The organism is Sulfitobacter sp. M13 (assembly GCF_053474885.1).
The window spans coordinates 13,414-30,128 of the sequence record NZ_JBRKBN010000002.1; the positions used below are offsets into that span (position 1 = coordinate 13,414).

The following is a 16,715-nucleotide window of genomic DNA, read 5'->3' on the forward strand; positions in this document are numbered from 1 at the left end:
TAGACTGATGTAACATGTGGCAGTCTGATGCAGATCAGGCTGCCATTCTCTTTGGTCGGCAGCTTATCTGCGAAGAGAAGGAGCACGATGATGATATCTGCGATCTTCGGCATCTGTTTATTGATGGTCGTGACGGCGGATGTCGTGATGTCGACGCTTGGGGTCGGGGCGAATGGTCCGCTGGCACCACGCGTTGCGCGTAATACTTTTCACATCATTCGGTTGTTCCCGAGACAGGATTGGGTGCATCGTACTTGCGGACCACTGGTGGTGGTTAGCATCGGGGCGGCCTGGATCGTTTTGATGTGCCTCAGCTGGACGCTCATCTTGTCGGGATGGACAGGATCGGTTGTCTCGCCGGTTTCAAACGCGCCGACGAACATTGTTGAAAAGGCGATTTACGCGGGGCATTTGTTGTCCACTCTGGGCGGTGGGAACTATGAAAGCAGCGGCCAACTATGGGGGGCTGTTTCGGCTCTAATTGGCATTTCAGGCATGGTTGTGTTGACGTTGTCAGTCAGTTTTGTCTATTCCACTACCCAAGCTGTTTCTGCCGGGCGGACCATTCTGGCGCTGTCTGATATTCACCAGCAGGGTACCGACCAGTTCAGCCGGTTTCTCTTGCCGCAGTTCGCGACGCTTGTCGCGCAGATCAAGGCGATACCCTTCGTGCTTTACTTCAGTTCTGTGCGCGAGGAGCGCCGGCTGCCGCAAAAGCTGGCGCAGCTTCGGTCACATCCGGAGATATCCGAGCGGGACCGCAAGAACCTCGACATTCTGCTGCGGGAACTGCCTGGATTGGAACATGTGTCTCAGGATAGCTTTAACGACGCGTTTGACGATTGGGCAAAGGGATACACCCTCCGCCCTGAACAAAGTTAAAAAGCAGCCTCATCACAGCCCGCCGCGGTCGGATTTCAGATCTTTCCCCTGTTGATGAATCACCATATTTTCGGCAGGATAGGGTCTAATTAGGCGGAATGCATCTTCCGCTGGCGCTGTCAGCCATGCCTCGTACTCATCAGGGTCCAAGATCGCAGGCATCCGATCGGGGTGGGCGCCGTCCCCTTCGGAAAGGTGGCCGTATGCGGCTCTGCATTGCCGAGATGGTCGTTCATGGTGCTCACTGCGAACAGCTGCTGCATGAGGGTAGGGGCCAAGGTGTTGGCGTAAAGGTTGCACATCTGGGGGCCTCCTTTGGCGGTGGGGACGGTCAAAATTTCAAGCGTTAACGCAATATTATGCGGGAAAGTCTCACAAGGCGATCTAGTTCAACTTTCAGAAGCTGCAAATTGACGCGCGGTTCCCCACGTTAGAGCCCGGTATTGAGCCATAGGAACGGAGAGAGAATGACCGAACCCACACCAGAAAACGGCGAGATAGAGACTGATTTCGAGGTCGGTCAGGACAACATCGACGGCAGCCTTGGCCCCATCGGGTTTGATATTCACAACCCCGTTTTTGTGATCTCTGGCGTTACGGCGGTGGCCTTTGTGCTGCTGACGTTGATCTTTCCCGATCAAGCGGGCGCGTTGTTTCTTGCGGTGCGTGATTTCGCGACAAGCAAGCTCGACTGGATGTTCATGATTATCGTGAACTTCTTTGTGATCTTCTGCATCGTGCTGATCTTTCTGCCCATGTCCAAGGTGCGCTTGGGCGGCGAAGATGCGGTGCCGGAATATTCCTACCCTGCGTGGTTCGCGATGCTCTTTGCCGCCGGTATGGGGATCGGGCTGCTGTTCTTTGGCGTGCTTGAACCGGTCTATCATATGAACGTTTCGGGGCCGCTTGGGGTGCCGTCGCCCATTTCAGCCGACGGATCAATCATCCCCGAGAATGTCGCGGCCGCGCGGTCCATGGGGCTGGCGGCGACCTTCTATCACTGGGGCCTGCACGGTTGGGCTGTCTACGCTGTTATGGCGCTGGCCTTGTCGCTGTTCACCTATAACAAGGGTCTGCCGTTTTCGATCCGGTCGTGTTTTTATCCGATCTTGGGTGAACGGGTCTGGGGTTGGTCCGGCCATATCATCGATATTCTGGCGGTCTTTGCGACGCTGTTCGGCTTGGCCACATCGCTGGGTCTTGGCGCACAGCAGGCGAATGCCGGCTTCAATTTTGCCTTCGGGCTCGAGATTTCGACGAATGTTCAGGTGATCATCATTATTCTGGTCACGGCTGTCGCCCTTGTATCGGTCTGGCGCGGGTTGGACGGCGGGGTAAAGGTGCTGTCCGAGGTCAACATGGGCGTCGCGATCCTGTTCTTCCTCTTCGTTCTTTTTGCAGGGCCGACGTTGATCGGCCTGAGCGGTTTCTGGACTGGCCTGATCGCCTACACCCAAGAGCTAATCCCGCTGTCGAACCCCTTTGGCCGCACGGATGACGCCTACCGCGAGGGGTGGACGGCGTTCTATTGGGCGTGGTGGATATCCTGGGCGCCTTTCGTCGGCATGTTTATCGCGCGTGTATCCAAAGGGCGCACAGTGCGGGAGTTCATCATCTGCGTCTTGCTGATCCCGTCGCTGATCATCTTTGTCTGGATGGGCGTATTTGGCGGTATCGCCATCGACCAGATCCTGACCAGCCCCGAGACATCGCTGGTCAAAGCCAATGTGATCGACAGTTATTCGCCCGAGCTAAGCCTGTTCGGCATGTTGAACGAGCTGCCATTCACCAAAACCGCATCGACCATCGCGATCGTGCTCGCGTTGGTGTTCTTTGTGACCTCGTCGGATTCAGGCTCTCTGGTGGTGGATACGATCACCGCAGGTGGCAAGATCGACGCGCCGGTGCCGCAGCGAATCTTCTGGTGCGTGGTGGAAGGGTTGATCGCCATCGTGCTGCTGATTGGCGGCGGATTGTCGGCGCTACAAGCAGGGGTCACCGCCACAGGCATACCGTTCAGTATCCTGATGCTGGTGATGTGCTACACGATCTACAAGGGTCTGCACAGCGAACCGCGGGCGTGAGATAGCCAGCCGGCGCGCTGTTAGGCGCGCCGGCTGAAGGATTAAGATCCCATCCAGTTCGGCAGAATGGTGGTAATGATCGGGAAGGCAAAGAGGATCACGATGGTGATGACCTCAAGCAGCACGAACCAAAGCGCTCCGCGAAAAATCTGGGGCAGGGGTGTTTCGCGATCAATGCCGGCGATGACATAGCAGTTCAGCCCGACCGGCGGCGTAATCAGACCGATTTCGCACATCTTTACGGCCAGGATGCCGAACCAGATCGGATCAAAGCCAAGCGATTGTATCGTGGGAAACATAATCGGGATGGTGATGACCATCATCGAAAATGCGTCCAAGAACATACCCAGAGGGACAAAGACCAAAAGCAACATCGCCACAATGAGATACGGCGGCAAACCTGACCCGACGACCGCCTCGGCTAATTGGTTAGGGACTTGGATCAGGGTCAGAAAATAGCTGAAGACGGCGGCACCGATCATGGTGAACATGATCATCACTGTGGTGTCGATGGTCGATCGGAAGCTCGCAACAATACGGCCCGCCATACCGGACCAACTTGGGCGGTGCATCAATAGCATGATCAAGGCGACAAAGGCCCCCACGGCACCCGCCTCTGTCGGGGTGACGAGGCCCAGATAAATACCGCCCATCACAACGATGAACAGCACCAAGACCTGCCATGCTTTGCCCGTTTCGCGCACGGCCTCACCCCAGCTGGCGCGTGGGGTGACCGCGTGGCGCATATCGCCGCGACGGGCGATGAAATAGATACCGACCATGAACATGATGGCGGTCAGCAGCCCCGGCAAGAACCCGGCGACCAGCATTTTGCCTGCCGATGTTTCCGTCAACGCGGCGTAGAAGATCAACAAGACGCTTGGCGGAATAAGAACACCCAACACGCCGCCTGCCGCGACTGCGCCTGCGGACAGGCTGCCCTCGTACCCCGCCTTCTTCATCTCGGGTATCGCGACCGACCCGACAGTGGCAGCGGTGGCCACACTTGACCCAGATGTGGCTGCAAAGCCTGCGCTGGTCAGGATCGCTGCCATAGCCAATCCGCCGGGCAGATGCCCGACCCAGCGGCTGGCGACGTCGAACAGCTTTTTACCCACCTGTGCGTGATGCGCGAAACTGCCCATCAGGATGAACAGCGGGATGATCGTGAGCGTATATACGGCGGTGGTGGAGTATGAGATCGACTTGAGCCGCGTCATCAAAAAGGTGAAATCTTCCACCAAGACGATACCGACGGCACCGGACAGCGCCAGCGTCGCAAATACCGGCGCGCCGAATGCCATCAGCAGGATGATCAGCGCGACGGCGATATAGGGGGCAAAAGACGGATCCATCGGGGCTTCCTGACGTCAGTGAAGGTCGGGTGAAGCTTGCTTTTTCTGTGCAGGCTCCCCGAAGAGAAAAAGTTGAATAGATTGGATCACCATCTGGATGAACGCGAACCACAGACCCGTTGCCATGCTGGCCTTTGTCCACCAGATCGGGATCTTGACGTAGCCCCAGCGGTATTCACGAATGGAGACCGAATAGATCGCCTCATGCGTGGCGGGGATGGCCAGCATCAGCAGACCCAAGGCACCGACCGCCCATGCCAACGCGACAATCCGGGCGCGGGTGGCGGGGGAAAGTTTCTCCGTCAGGACAGTTACGCGGATATGCGCATCGTCCCGTTGGGCCCATCCCGCGCCAAGAAACACGACCATGACCAGCGCCAGTTCGGTAAATTCGAAAACGCCGGTGATCGGGCTACCCGTGATGGCACGAACCAAAACGTCAAGCGTGGTGCCAAACACAAGGAACGCCAGAAACAGCATGGCGACCGCACCAAGCGCATCGGACACGATTTTCAGTAAACTGTTGATAGTTTGCATTATCTAATCCTTCGCAAAATGCGATCGCGATACGCGATTACGATGCCTGGCTGATCTCGTAGGGGCGTTTGAGCGTTGCTTCGGCGTCGTACTTCTCGATGGCGGCATCGATCAAGGACTGCATTTCCTCGCCATCGATACCTGCGGGTTTCGCGGTATCTTCAAGCCAGGAATTCACCTGCGCAGGCTGCACCAAATCCTTGGCCATGGCCTTTTGATCGTCAGAAACGGTGTTCAGTGTGACGCCTTCGGCTTCAGCGGTTTTGACATAGGTGGCAAGCACGTCTTCGTAGATCGCGCTGAACTGGCCGCCATAAATGTCATCGACAATTTCGTCCGAGATCTTGCGCACGTCGTCGGGAAGCCCGTCATACACCCGCTTGTTCATGATCGTCGCGGCTGGGGCGTGGGGACCGTCGCCAATGTCATAGAACTGAGGCGCAATCTCGTGCAGTTTATAGGCAATCGCAGTCACGAAATCAAAACCGTAAACACCGTCGAGAATGCCACGCTCCAGCGCCTGATACACTTCGGGTGCAGCCATGGCGACCGCCGTACCGCCAAGCGCTTCGACCACATCGGCAGAAACACCGTAAGCACGGATGCGTTTGCCCTTGATCCCGTCTAGCGTATCAATCGGGTCGCGCAAGATCAGCGGCGCATAGTTCCAGTTGGTCCAGTACAGCACTTTTGAGCGGTGGCGATCTTCCCATTCAGCGCGCAGCGGGTCGAATTGGTCGTAGACATCGCGGCAAACCTTTTGCAGCGCGTCGGCGCGGTTCATGCGGAAGTACCATTCCAACCCGCGGGTGACGGGCAGCTCTGACTGGTAGTAGCCGGGCGAAATCAACGTCATCTCGGATGTGCCATCCCGCACGGCGCCAAGGTGCTCCCCCACCTTGTTCAGCGAACCGGACCAGTAACGGCGGATGGTGACTTCGCCTTCGGTGCGTTTTTCCAGCTCGTCCAGATACCAGCGGTCGATCCACGAGGGGCCTGCGGAATCCGAAACATAGCTGTCGAACTTCAGCGATGTAGCGGCCAGCGCAAGCGAGGGGGCGGCCAGCGTAAAGACACCAGATGCTGCGGCTGCACCGGTTTTAAGGAATGTTCTGCGTTTCATGTTTCTCTCTCCCATCATGCGCGTCAAAGGCTGACACGCGTTGTTCTGCATCACGGCTTAGGCCTGATGCTCTCCCTCCAGCTCTTGCGCAATACGTTCGCGCAGGCTGGTTTTCAGGACTTTCCCGTAGCTGTTCTTGGGTAGATCCTGAACAAAGTGGTATGTCTTCGGCTTCTTGAACGAGGCCATGCGGCTTTTGCACCAGGCATCCAGCTGCGGCGCGTCGCAGGGCCCATTGCCGGTTGCGACGACAAAGGCTACGACATCCTCTCCCCATTCCGGGCTGGGCACACCGATCACCGACACTTCGGACACATTTTCATGGGCCAGAAGGGTCTCCTCCACCTCCCGTGGATAGATGTTGGTCCCGCCCGAGATGATCACGTCCTTCGACCGGTCGGTGAGCGTCAGAAAGCCGTCCGCGTCCATCGACCCCAGATCGCCCGTGCGCAGCCAGCCGCCAACGATGGTATCAGCGGTGGCCTGTTCATTGCTCCAATACCCTTTCATCAGTGCATCGCCGGATACGACGACCTCGCCAACCTCGCCGGCGGACAGGGGGCGCATTTCGGTGTCGACGACCCGTACCTGCACACCCGCCTGCGCAAACCCGACAGAGCCGCGCCGCGCGTTTGCGTTTGGATGGGCGGTGTCTGCAACGAGATCGCGGGGCAGCACGGTGATCGTCATGGGGCATTCGCCTTGGCCGTAAATCTGGACAAACCGCGCGCCGAATATCGCCAGCCCCTCTTCGATATCGGCAAGATACATCGGACCGCCACCATAGATGATGGTCTTGATGCCCATGCCGTCATAGCCGGTTGCATGGGCATGGGCGATCTGGCGCTTGATCATCGTGGGCGCTGCAAAAAACACGAGGTTATCCAGCGCCTGAGCCAGCTCTGCTATCTCTGCCGGATCGAACCCGCTGGAATGCGGGATGACATGGCAGCCACCTGCGCGGATGATCGGGAAGTGATAAAGCCCCGCCCCGTGAGACATAGGCGCCGCATAAAGTGAATTGTCACGCGCGGTGGGGCTGTCCACATCCATCGCATAAGCAAGTGACATCGCCATGAGGTTGCCATGGGTGGTCATCACGCCCTTGGGCCGTCCCGTGGTGCCAGAGGTATAGAACAGCCAGGCCACATCGTCTTTGTCAGTGTCCACAGGAGACGTAATCGCCGCGCAGGTTTGCGCCGCAGCGGTCAGCGCGGGATCGTGGATGCCGAGTTCACTACAGGTATGGGCAAGCTCGATGCCGCTTGCGAACACCGTGCCGGTTTCGGTTACGACAACGCGTGCCTTGGCATCGTCGATGATCCACGCCGCTTCGCGCGGGTGCAGCTTGTAATTGATCGGCACGACTATCGCGCCCATCCACAAAACCGCATGCAGGATTTCCAGATACTCGGGGCAGTTGTGCATGAAGAGCGCCACGCGGTCGCCTTTTCGGATGCCTAAGGTGTCCGAAAAATAGGTCGCCATGCCTGCGCTACGTGCCGCGAACTGCCCATAGGTCGCGTGCAGATCCAACCCGCAGCGGATCGCCGGCGCATCGGGCGACACCCGTGCGGCCTGAAGCAGCCATTCAGAAATATTCATATGTAATCAGACCTTGCGCGCTTCGAGCACCGAAACATAGTTGGCCACAGCAGAGCCGCCCATGTTGAACAACAGCCCCAGTTCAGCACCGGGCACTTGCAGATCGCCAGCTTGGTTGGTCAGCTGACGGAAGGCCAGCGCATGCATGGAAACGCCCGTCGCGCCAACGGGATGTCCCTTGGCCTTTAACCCGCCCGACAGGTTCACCGGCAGCGCGCCGCCACGGTAGACCGTGCCGTCCTCCAACGCGCGCGCGCCCTGACCTTTGGGGGCCAGCCCCATCGCTTCGTAAGTCAGCAGCTCTGCGATGGTAAAGCAGTCGTGGACTTCGGCGAATTCGATATCCTTCAGCGTGACATTGGCCGCTTTAAACGCCTGCGCGAACGCGCGTTCGGGGCCCTCAAATGCCAGAAAATCACGGCGCGACATGGGCAGGAAATCACTCACATGCTCCGCCGCACGCATGGCCACGGATTTAGGGAAGGTCGCCGCATTTTCATCGGTGGTGAGGATCAGGGCTGCGGCACCATCGGTCACCAGCGAGCAATCGGTCAATCGTAGCGGCGGCGCGATCTCGGGGTTCATATCGGACACGGTGCTGCAATGTTCGAAGGTGAATTCTTTATGCATATGCGCCAGCGGGTTGGACATGGCGTTGGCGTGGTTCTTCACCGCGATCTTGGCCATGGCATCCAGCGGGCTGTCATGCCGCGCGTCATAGTCCCGCGCCGCGACACCGAACACCTGAGGAAAGCTTAGCGCTGCCTCGGCCGGATCGTTCTGGTACCCCGCACCGGCAAGCGCCTGTGTGACGTCCTTGGTACTGCGGCCGGTCATCTTTTCCGCACCAACGACGAGCACGGTACGTGCCTGTCCTGCACGAATGGTGTTCATCCCCGCATGGATCGCGGCAGAGCCGGACGCGCAGGCGTTTTCGGCCCGCATCCCGGGTTTGAAACGCAGCTGCGGATAGGCCTGATGGATCAGTGAGGACGCAAAACCGTCCGTCACCAAGCCGGAGTTGAAATGCCCCAGAAAAACAGCGTCGATATCATTGGGATCAATACCGGACTCCTCGACGGCTTCGCACGTTGCGGCGACGATCAGCTCTTCAAGGTTTTCTTGCAGGCGGCCAAATTGCGTGTGGCCGCTCCCGACGATGGAAACTCCGGTGGTCATAATATCCTCCCTGATATGAGGAGCATTTTACTGATGTCAGAACCGTAATCTATTGGTAGAAACACGTAATATGATACGTATCACTACGTAGTGAACTAAGTAGAAATGCAAATGATCGACACATCCACAACTCAAAAAGCGTCCAGCCTGGGGTTTCAGGAATCACCTGTGGCACAGATCATCGTGCGCTATCGCCGCATCATCGAAGCCAACAAAGCGGTGGAGCGTCTGTTCGGGTATACAAGGGCCGAGCTGGTCAATCGGTCGGTCCAGCGGCTCTATCCCTCTACCGCCGATTTCAACCAGATCGGCGAGCGCTGCGAAGAGCGCATGCGCGAGACGGGGGATACCCACTATGAAGACGAACGCTTTATGCAGGCGTCGGACAAGACCATTTTCTGGGTTCAGGCAAAGGGGGCGACCCTGTCCCCTCAGGATCCCTTTTCACTGATGATCTGGTCGTTTCAAAAGATCTCGGACAAAAGCTTTCGCTCCGTTGATCTAAGCCCGCGGGAACGCGAGGTGGCGCATCATTTGGTCAACGGTAGAACCTCGCGCGAAATCGGGGTCGCGCTCAATATCTCGCACCGGACTGTAGAGGTGCATCGCGCGCGGTTGATGCGAAAATTCAACGTCAAGAATACCGCGGCACTGGTGTCAGAGATCGTTCACGCCTTTTAGGGTCGATTAACCCGCGTCGATGTCATCCAGTGTAACGGCCCCAGCGTTCCCGTCGGTCACAAACACGTTCTGCGCGAGCGGGAACTGATGCGACCGGCTTTCGAGGAAATGCATCAAGTAGCCGGCAGTGTTGGGGAAGATCATGAGGTCGCCTGCTTTGATGCCTTGGGGGAAGGACATCTTGCGCCGAGTCAGCCATTCGCTTTCGGTGCAATAGGTGCCGGCGAGGTAGCCTTCGATAGCCTCTTTGCGCGGGCCGAGGGCGGGGACCATGAGCGGGTCAAGCGCGAATTCGGCGAAGCCAGATCGGGATTGGGTGCGGTTCATTTGCACGCCGATCACGGGGGTGCCGGCGCTGTCGCGCTTGCAAAAGGCGACGCGGGCGAGGGTCATGCCGCAGCCGTCCAGCAGCGAGCGCCCTGGTTCGCAACGTAGGGAGATATGGGCATCCCTCAGATGCGCCGCCACGGTTTGACCGTCCGCCATGTGATCGAGGATGCGGCGCATCCAGTCTTCTTGCACCAGAGATTGCGCGACGGGGTAGCTGTCGACCTTGCCTTCGCCGCCCGCTTTGCGCCCCAGCCCGTCGTTATGCTGCGTGATGGGGGCGCGGTCACCGGCGAGGGCGCGGTCAAGCTCGGCCAGCCATATGTCCCAATCTGCCGCATCGTCGAGGTAGTTCATCGGGATGCCGCCGCCGATATCAAGGAAGAAGGGCGAGGTGCTGTCGCCTTTGATCTTGTGGATCAGGGGGAGCGTTTGCAGGATTGCGGCGATGCGATCCTCGGCGCTATAGCCGTTGAGGTGGAAGTGCAGCCCGTCGAGGCGGAGTGTCTCAGACGCGGCAATGCAGGCGGCGAGGCTAGGGACCTGCGTCAGCGGAAAGCCGAAACGGGAATAGAGACTGACACCGTCACGCTCAAATCCGTTGAGCCGCAGGCCGACAGAGACAGGCTTGGTCGCGCCTTCGGCAACGTCCTCCAGCAGTTCCAGCTCATCATCATTATCAAGGATCACAGTCACGCCGCCACCCATACAAAGGGTCATCAGCGCCCGATCCTTGACGGCGGCGGTGCAGACGATCCGGTCACCCGGCAGCCCCTGTTCAAGGCATTGTTCCACCTCCGCATGGCTGGCCGTATCGATGCCGATGCCCATATCGCGGGCGGCCTGCACGTAGCTGAGACATTTATTCGCCTTGCGCGCAAACATGGGCAGGAAAGACAGGCCATAATCGGTCACGCAATCGGTCAGCTGCGCGATATTGCGGCGGAAGGGATCGACCGACTGGATGTTGAGCGGCGCACCAAAGCGGTCGGTCAGCGAGTCGAGACGGGGGCGATCCTGCAGCAGCTCTGCCATCCAGTTTTCCAGCCGCGGGCGCAGGGGCACGACGCCGTGGCAGGGGCTGAAGATCGATGGGGGGATGGTCATAAGGAATGCTCCAGCGCGTTGGATTGACGGGCGTTTTGCACGACGGCGGCGGCCCAGTTTTCGGGAAGATCATGCAGGGAGCGCGAGAGCGTATCATTGCCAAGCACGCAGCCTTCGGTGGCGCGGCCGATGATAGAGAGGCCCTTAGCGGTGCCGTCGCGTGTCAGGGCATGTGCATCTTTATCGACCCTAATACCGCCCATTGTGCCGATACTAAGGTGCCCGGCGCGCAAAAGACCGTCGAGCGGTGCGGCAAGTTCGGCACCCCCCGAGGTCGGGATCGTGGCGTTGATCGTTACATCTGCCGCGGCCTCGCTCGACATGTGGTCAAAGCTGACGATGCCCGTCTGTTCCAAAGTGATCAGCTTGCCGATATTCTGCGCGGGCGGACCGAAGGCCAGCCGCTCCATTTCTGCTGCGATCTGGCGAAAATTCTGGCCATCGTAGGTGCCTAATTCACGGTGGCTGATCCAGTTGATCAGCTGCGGGTAGCAACGGCGCCAGACCTCGGCCAAAGCCCACGCGCAGTCTTGTGCGCGGCGGCCCATGGCGATGTCATAGCCGATACGCAGGTCTTGGCGGATTTCGTCGGGGGTGAAGGTGGTTTTGGAACGGTGGGCGAAGAACTCGTTGCTCGTGCCGGAGGGGTTGCCGAGAACCTGATCGGCGAATGACAAAAACGCGGGCCAAATGTGGTGGGTAAAGGTGGCCTTAGGCGCGCGCAGGATCTGCGACAGCTCTGCGCGTCCATCGTCCCAAAAAACGCCGTCTTGCGGCTGCGTGAACAACGCCGCCTCGACCTTGGAGCGCATCGGACGACCGCTGCGGCTAAAGGGGGCGATGCGGCGCGGCTCCTTTCCTGAGGAGGCATAGTTATAGCCGGCGGCGGAGACCGTGAAGACCCCGCCACGCCCCTCGGTCAAGGCGAGCATCGTGTCGATAAAGGTGAGCGCGAAGCCTTTGCAGCGAACAGTTGACGCTAGCGGAACGGCGGTCTGGGTCAGACGCCGGTCAATGGGGAAGGGGGAGGGGATATGGTCGCGCATATCTGCCACGCCATAACGAAACCCGTCTTGGTGACCGGTCGTGATTAGGACGTGATCAACGGTGATTTTGGCGGGCGATATCGACCATCGGTTCGCTATTCGCTGCACGTCGCCTACGCGCGTTTCGTGCCGGATCAGTCTCACATTCGAAGGGGCCTGCGCGACGACGCGCTCAAAGCTCCAGAACAGATACAGGCCCACATGGGCACGGGGAACATAATTCCCCGCATCTACGGGGGGTAGGCTACCAGCCGCCCATTCCAGAAACGACGGCCCGCGCTCGTCGGTCCAAGCATTGATCAGACCGGCGGGGAAGTTCATCAGCAGCACTTCGGGCTGGCGCGGATCATAGACCGGCCCTGCACCGGGATGCGCTGACGGCTCAAAAATATGAACGGCGAAACGATGTTCGGGTTCACGCCGCGCCGCCTCGCACAGGCTGTCAAGCGCGTAGAGCCCCTTGGGCCCGCAGCCGACGATGGCAATCTGTGTGTCGCTCATGAATCCGCGGGGGCCAATCCTGCCAATGCGGTCACGTCCGCCTCGCAAATTCCCAGCTCTCGCTCGACCCATTTGGGGTCAAAGACCGTGCCCAGGTAGCGCGAGCCGGAATCGTGGATGATCGCGGCGACGGTCAGACCGGCAAGCTCATCCTGCATCCCGCGCACCGCCTCGAGCACACCACCGCCGGAACCGCCGACCAGTAGCCCTTCACGCGCGACGGCGCGACGGCAGCCGGCGACGCAGGTAACATCGGAAACGCGAACGAGATCGTCGAACTCCTGCCCCTTGGCCAGCTCTGGGATACGACCCGCGCCCATGCCAGAGATTTTGCGCGGGCCCGCGGTACCGTTGAACAGCGTACTGCCCATGGCGTCCACCGCGACGATCTTCGTCTTGCGCCCCATCCGACGCAGGTAATCGCGACATCCGCGAGCCGTGCCGGTGCTCGAGCAGGCGACGAAAAGCACATCGATTTGGCCTCCAAGTGCCGCATCAATCTCGGCGATGGTGCCGAGTTCATGCGAGGCAGGATTGTCGAGGTTGGCATATTGGTTCGGCCAGAAACGACGGGAGTCTTCGTCGAGCAGGGCGGCGACCCGATCCAGGCGCGCGGCAAGGAAATCTCCGTCGGGAGCGTAGTCCACCAGTTCGATCTGCCCGCCAAGGGCGCGGATAATCGCGACGTTCTGGGACTGGGCATTCGGATCGACTACACAGATGAAATGTAGCCCATGCACCGCACAGGCCTGTGCCAATCCGATCCCCATATTGCCGGATGAAGACTCAACCACCGTATCGTCCGCTTTAAGCCGACCATCCGCCAAGGCGCGTTCGATCATGTGACGCGCAGGCCGGTCTTTGGCGCTGCCACCGGGGTTCAGCGCCTCGACCTTGGCGATCAGATTAACGTCTTCGCGGTCGAGATAGCGGGGCAGGCGCACCATCGGCGTCTGGCCGATAAGGTCGAGCACATTGTCCGCGATCCGCGTGGCCGCAAAGGGCGTAGCTGTTTGGGAATGGGTCTTTACCTGAGTACGAATGTTCATCTGCGTAGCCTTTCGGGAAGCCAAATCATCTCTCAATGACGGCGCAGGATCGCACCGTCGCGGATCGTTTTGCGCCTCTTTCAATTGTCGCGCCGTAGAACCCTTAGGTAAGGGGCGCAGTTTGGTGAGGAAGAGAACGATGGTCGAAAATTGCTATTTTAAATTGAACCTCGTGCGGGGGATAAAGTTCCGCGAAGGGTTGGATTGCGAGTCAGGCAGGGGGGCACGGCGAAGCTAGACTGGCGGGATACGAGCGTATTTACGTCCCTAATAAGGGTTTTTGTATCGATTTTTGTGAAGTGGGTAGAGGTTATGTCAGCGCTTTGCGTATCGCCGCCGCCTCAACACTTTCGGCAATACGCCGCAAGGGATGACGGGTGACGCCGGCCCAAGGCGATACTTCTAGCCCAGGCCCATACCCCCATTGAGACGCCCGTTCCGCCTGCGTGGCAGAAAGCGTTCCCGTCCCAGCATAATCCTGATTGCCGTCACGAATAACCTGAGACACAGGCACCGTATCCACATCAAGAAACGCCGCGAGACGCGCCAGCGTCGCTTTGGGATCAGCGATCAGATCTTCGTAGCGAACAGTCACCACGGCGTGCAAATACGCCAGATCCCGCCGCACGATGTCATGGGCATCCAGCCAGTGGTCCATCATCATGTCGTGATCCATGTCGACCCATTTGGAGGTGGCGGCGGCAACCGCCTCTGGGTGGCGGGTCACGACGACGAACTGCGACAGTGGGAAAAGCTGCTGGTACAGCCGCATCCGGGTCAGGTTCACCGGTGATTTCTCCACGCGCCACAGCGCATCGGTAAAGTACGATGCCCAGTCCCATTCTAGACGCAGTTGCGTCTCTAACCTGTCGAAACGTGAGCCCTCGATATGGTGCTGTGCAGGGTCGGTGCCAAAATGCATTGGCATGCCGTGCCGCGCAGTATGGGGGATAGCACCTTGTAGGTAGACGCCTTCATTCTCTGGCACAGGGGCGTTGATGGCGCTGACACCGGGCAAATCGCCGATCAACCTCGCAACCAGACTGGTGCCCGAGCGATGCAGCCCGCTGACGAATACATAGCGATGTGGTGTCATGAGGTCCCTCTTTCCCGCTCCGTTCAGTTAAGCTGTTCGGTGGATGCGGCAAGTTGAAAGCGCGTCGCGGGGAGTTCCTTAGAATTTTATGGAGTCGCCAGTGCAGCACATTGTTTACGTGTTGACGAACAATGTCAGATACGTGTTGCCTTAGTCTCTAACGTGCTTGGATTGAGTGTGAATGTAATATCTGCATATCTTCGCACCCGTTAACGTAACGCAGATGTTACGGAGGGATGCGAATGAAGATGGCAGGTCGCGCGTGGAGAACGGGGATATGGCAGTATCATTGGGGGAACCATGTCATCATTAACCGACTGACAGAGTTGAAGGGGATTGCTAAGGGTCTCGATACTTTGGACGAGATGAATTATATGATGCAGTCGGGATCAGACCGGATAAGCGCGCTGTATTTCCAAACCTCTGCCACCGAATATGTGTCGCGATTGGCGGGGGCGGTCGACCTGACCACTCTGATCGAAGCCGCGGATCTTGTTGAGCGGGGCGGGCCCCTGCCGCAGGAACTCGACGAAGCCATCTGGCACGGCATATCGATCGGCGGCGCGCGTCCCAAGGCGCAAGTCACGAACGGCAATCGCAAGATGATCGCGAAATTCATCGCATCTAAAGATCAGCACTCGGTCTTGAAGAGCGAATATATCGCGATGAAGATTGCACAAGCATGCCGCCTCGCTTGAGCTTCGGCAAGTGATGGGTAAGGACATGCTGCTGATCTAACGGTTTGACCGGATCAACTTAGAGCAGGGCTGGATGCGGCGCGCAATTTTATCTTCCCTGACCATTGTTGGACTAGGTGAGCCTCGGGGACGCTAAGCTAGTTAAGAGTCGTTTGCGAAGCATCTGCGGGCCGCAAGCAGCACGCCGGCAGCCGATCTGCGTGAGCTGTCCTCGCGTATGTGTTTCAGATTCTGACCGGCAATCTTGATGATCACGCCTGCATCGATGCAGAGTTCTGGACGGGGAAAGAGCTGCATCTACCGCCCCCTACGACATCGATTCGCACGCGCGGGCGTCGTACGAGGCTAATTGGGCAATGGCGGCACGCGGGACGGACTACCGTGCGCAGTTTGCTCTGCCACTGGAGGCGGCCGGTAGTTCTGGATCAGCGCAAGGCCGAGATGATCATCGTTAGGCAGGTTGAGGCGATCCGAGATCTGTATTGATTTTACCGTCCATGAAGCTGATTTGACGTCCGTGGATTACATTGCGTTGTAGGAGTGCGCGTACTCAAGTAACTTCGCATGTGGAGGCATGACAGGCAAGTCGGGCTCTCTAGTACGGGCTTCCAAAAGCGGTGGTCTGATGACCAATGGCGATATAAACAGATATTTACCCTTTGCCACGTACGTGGCGGTTTAAATCTCCTCCTTAGCTTTACCCTATCTGAATCACTCAAATAGGGTAAAGCTATATTCCACGCTGCGCTCAGGCAGACCGACAGGCATTTGATATTTACATATCTTTAGCGTGCAGGTCCTTTTCAGCTTCTAGGATAAGCTGGCTGAGTGGCACATCAAACACGCTACTCATACGCCTCAGGGTATCCAGCGTTGGTTGATGCTTTCCTGTCTCCAGTAGGGAGATGTATCGCATACTTCTCCCAGCCCTGTGAGCAAGCTCCTCTTGAGAGATATTCAAGGCGCGACGATGCTTTCGTAGGACGGATGCCAGCGCGCTCAATAAAGGGTCAATATGTGTAGAATCCATTTCCAGACATAGGCGGCAAATCTCTGGTTGCGGCTATGAAGTAAACTGTGAATAATGACGCCCTATGATACAGGATTTGAGATTTTTGAGAGTCCTCAGTGCTTGGAAAGCAGTAGCTATGGCTAAAGTGGTATATAATGAAGAACAGTTGGCCGCGTTGGTGGCAAAAATAGCGAGGGTTGTATTAGAGGAGGTTGAAGGCGCTCAGGACCCAGAGAAGCTGAGCGCACTTGATCCGCTGCCAAAACCGCGAGGTAGGCCAAGATCTAACTACACGGCTCATTTGCACGTAAGGGTTTTGCCGGGGGACGCGGCGTGGTTTCAGAAAACGTCCGACGAATTGGGACTCCAGAGGGGAGCGTTTTTGTCGCGAATCCGCAAAGCGTACTGCCAGTAATCCACCTACAGATATTAA

At 58.1% G+C, this 16,715-nt stretch carries 14 protein-coding genes; 4 read left to right on the forward strand and 10 right to left on the reverse strand.

All coding sequences use genetic code 11. The annotated features are described in order from the left end of the window. Nucleotides 1-87: 87 nt before the first annotated feature. Complete coding sequence (locus tag ACVBAU_RS16010) at nucleotides 88-882, forward strand: hypothetical protein (RefSeq protein ID WP_448329115.1); 795 nt, start codon at nucleotides 88-90, stop codon at nucleotides 880-882. A 467-nt stretch (nucleotides 883-1,349) separates the two neighbouring features. Then, nucleotides 1,350-2,966: a BCCT family transporter gene (locus tag ACVBAU_RS16015; protein ID WP_448329117.1), complete on the forward strand. Its 1,617-nt coding sequence runs from the start codon at nucleotides 1,350-1,352 to the stop codon at nucleotides 2,964-2,966. Nucleotides 2,967-3,007: 41 nt separating this feature from the next. On the opposite strand, the gene ACVBAU_RS16020 is transcribed toward ACVBAU_RS16015, so the two are convergent. Genes ACVBAU_RS16020 through ACVBAU_RS16040 form a run of 5 tightly spaced genes read right to left on the reverse strand, consistent with a single transcriptional unit; the run spans nucleotide 3,008 to nucleotide 8,765 of the window. Continuing rightward, entirely contained in the window at nucleotides 3,008-4,321 is a 1,314-nt protein-coding gene (locus ACVBAU_RS16020; RefSeq protein WP_448329119.1) for a TRAP transporter large permease, read from the reverse strand. A gap of 15 nt (nucleotides 4,322-4,336) precedes the next feature. Then, nucleotides 4,337-4,858, reverse strand: coding sequence for a TRAP transporter small permease (locus ACVBAU_RS16025; RefSeq protein ID WP_448329121.1), 522 nt, complete (start codon nucleotides 4,856-4,858; stop codon nucleotides 4,337-4,339). Between the two features lie 37 nt (nucleotides 4,859-4,895). Then, complete coding sequence (locus ACVBAU_RS16030) at nucleotides 4,896-5,981, reverse strand: C4-dicarboxylate TRAP transporter substrate-binding protein (RefSeq protein WP_448329122.1); 1,086 nt, start codon at nucleotides 5,979-5,981, stop codon at nucleotides 4,896-4,898. Nucleotides 5,982-6,038: 57 nt separating this feature from the next. Continuing rightward, nucleotides 6,039-7,586, reverse strand: coding sequence for a class I adenylate-forming enzyme family protein (locus tag ACVBAU_RS16035; RefSeq protein ID WP_448329124.1), 1,548 nt, complete (start codon nucleotides 7,584-7,586; stop codon nucleotides 6,039-6,041). A 6-nt stretch (nucleotides 7,587-7,592) separates the two neighbouring features. Then, nucleotides 7,593-8,765 (reverse strand): acetyl-CoA acetyltransferase, encoded by a 1,173-nt coding sequence (locus ACVBAU_RS16040; RefSeq protein ID WP_448329125.1) that lies wholly within the window; start codon nucleotides 8,763-8,765, stop codon nucleotides 7,593-7,595. 105 nt (nucleotides 8,766-8,870) lie between these two features. On the opposite strand from ACVBAU_RS16040, the gene ACVBAU_RS16045 reads away from it, so the two are divergent. Next, nucleotides 8,871-9,446 (forward strand): LuxR C-terminal-related transcriptional regulator, encoded by a 576-nt coding sequence (locus ACVBAU_RS16045; RefSeq protein WP_448329127.1) that lies wholly within the window; start codon nucleotides 8,871-8,873, stop codon nucleotides 9,444-9,446. 6 nt (nucleotides 9,447-9,452) lie between these two features. On the opposite strand, the gene ACVBAU_RS16050 is transcribed toward ACVBAU_RS16045, so the two are convergent. From ACVBAU_RS16050 to ACVBAU_RS16065, 4 genes are all read right to left on the reverse strand, one after another. Beyond that, nucleotides 9,453-10,880 (reverse strand): Y4yA family PLP-dependent enzyme, encoded by a 1,428-nt coding sequence (locus tag ACVBAU_RS16050; protein ID WP_448329128.1) that lies wholly within the window; start codon nucleotides 10,878-10,880, stop codon nucleotides 9,453-9,455. Beyond that, on the reverse strand, nucleotides 10,877-12,427 hold the full coding sequence (locus tag ACVBAU_RS16055; protein ID WP_448329130.1) for an FAD/NAD(P)-binding protein: 1,551 nt from the start codon (nucleotides 12,425-12,427) through the stop codon (nucleotides 10,877-10,879). The genes ACVBAU_RS16050 and ACVBAU_RS16055 overlap by 4 nt, the downstream gene beginning before the upstream one ends. Beyond that, nucleotides 12,424-13,476, reverse strand: a complete 1,053-nt coding sequence (gene sbnA, locus ACVBAU_RS16060; RefSeq protein WP_448329132.1) for a 2,3-diaminopropionate biosynthesis protein SbnA — start codon at nucleotides 13,474-13,476, stop codon at nucleotides 12,424-12,426. The genes ACVBAU_RS16055 and sbnA overlap by 4 nt, the downstream gene beginning before the upstream one ends. A 310-nt stretch (nucleotides 13,477-13,786) precedes the next feature. Then, the gene (locus ACVBAU_RS16065) at nucleotides 13,787-14,572 is read right to left on the reverse strand and encodes a sulfotransferase family protein (RefSeq protein WP_448329134.1); all 786 of its coding nucleotides are present in this window, start codon (nucleotides 14,570-14,572) and stop codon (nucleotides 13,787-13,789) included. Between the two features lie 242 nt (nucleotides 14,573-14,814). Here ACVBAU_RS16065 and ACVBAU_RS16070 point away from each other — a divergent pair, with 242 nt between their 5' ends. Beyond that, on the forward strand, nucleotides 14,815-15,270 hold the full coding sequence (locus ACVBAU_RS16070) for a hypothetical protein (protein WP_448329136.1): 456 nt from the start codon (nucleotides 14,815-14,817) through the stop codon (nucleotides 15,268-15,270). Between the two features lie 775 nt (nucleotides 15,271-16,045). Here ACVBAU_RS16070 and ACVBAU_RS16075 read toward each other — a convergent pair. After that, nucleotides 16,046-16,300: a helix-turn-helix domain-containing protein gene (locus ACVBAU_RS16075; protein ID WP_448329138.1), complete on the reverse strand. Its 255-nt coding sequence runs from the start codon at nucleotides 16,298-16,300 to the stop codon at nucleotides 16,046-16,048. Between the last annotated feature and the right edge of the window lie 415 nt (nucleotides 16,301-16,715).

Excerpts from the sequence above, each read along its gene's own strand:
- ACVBAU_RS16010 (WP_448329115.1), top strand. The coding sequence starts at position 88 with ATGATGATATCTGCGATCTTCGGCATCTGTTTATTGATGGTCGTGACG.
- ACVBAU_RS16015 (WP_448329117.1), top strand. The coding sequence starts at position 1,350 with ATGACCGAACCCACACCAGAAAACGGCGAGATAGAGACTGATTTCGAG.
- ACVBAU_RS16020 (WP_448329119.1), bottom strand. The coding sequence starts at position 4,321 with ATGGATCCGTCTTTTGCCCCCTATATCGCCGTCGCGCTGATCATCCTG.
- ACVBAU_RS16025 (WP_448329121.1), bottom strand. The coding sequence starts at position 4,858 with ATGCAAACTATCAACAGTTTACTGAAAATCGTGTCCGATGCGCTTGGT.
- ACVBAU_RS16030 (WP_448329122.1), bottom strand. The coding sequence starts at position 5,981 with ATGAAACGCAGAACATTCCTTAAAACCGGTGCAGCCGCAGCATCTGGT.
- ACVBAU_RS16035 (WP_448329124.1), bottom strand. The coding sequence starts at position 7,586 with ATGAATATTTCTGAATGGCTGCTTCAGGCCGCACGGGTGTCGCCCGAT.
- ACVBAU_RS16040 (WP_448329125.1), bottom strand. The coding sequence starts at position 8,765 with ATGACCACCGGAGTTTCCATCGTCGGGAGCGGCCACACGCAATTTGGC.
- ACVBAU_RS16045 (WP_448329127.1), top strand. The coding sequence starts at position 8,871 with ATGCAAATGATCGACACATCCACAACTCAAAAAGCGTCCAGCCTGGGG.
- ACVBAU_RS16050 (WP_448329128.1), bottom strand. The coding sequence starts at position 10,880 with ATGACCATCCCCCCATCGATCTTCAGCCCCTGCCACGGCGTCGTGCCC.
- ACVBAU_RS16055 (WP_448329130.1), bottom strand. The coding sequence starts at position 12,427 with ATGAGCGACACACAGATTGCCATCGTCGGCTGCGGGCCCAAGGGGCTC.
- sbnA (WP_448329132.1), bottom strand. The coding sequence starts at position 13,476 with ATGAACATTCGTACTCAGGTAAAGACCCATTCCCAAACAGCTACGCCC.
- ACVBAU_RS16065 (WP_448329134.1), bottom strand. The coding sequence starts at position 14,572 with ATGACACCACATCGCTATGTATTCGTCAGCGGGCTGCATCGCTCGGGC.
- ACVBAU_RS16070 (WP_448329136.1), top strand. The coding sequence starts at position 14,815 with ATGAAGATGGCAGGTCGCGCGTGGAGAACGGGGATATGGCAGTATCAT.
- ACVBAU_RS16075 (WP_448329138.1), bottom strand. The coding sequence starts at position 16,300 with ATGGATTCTACACATATTGACCCTTTATTGAGCGCGCTGGCATCCGTC.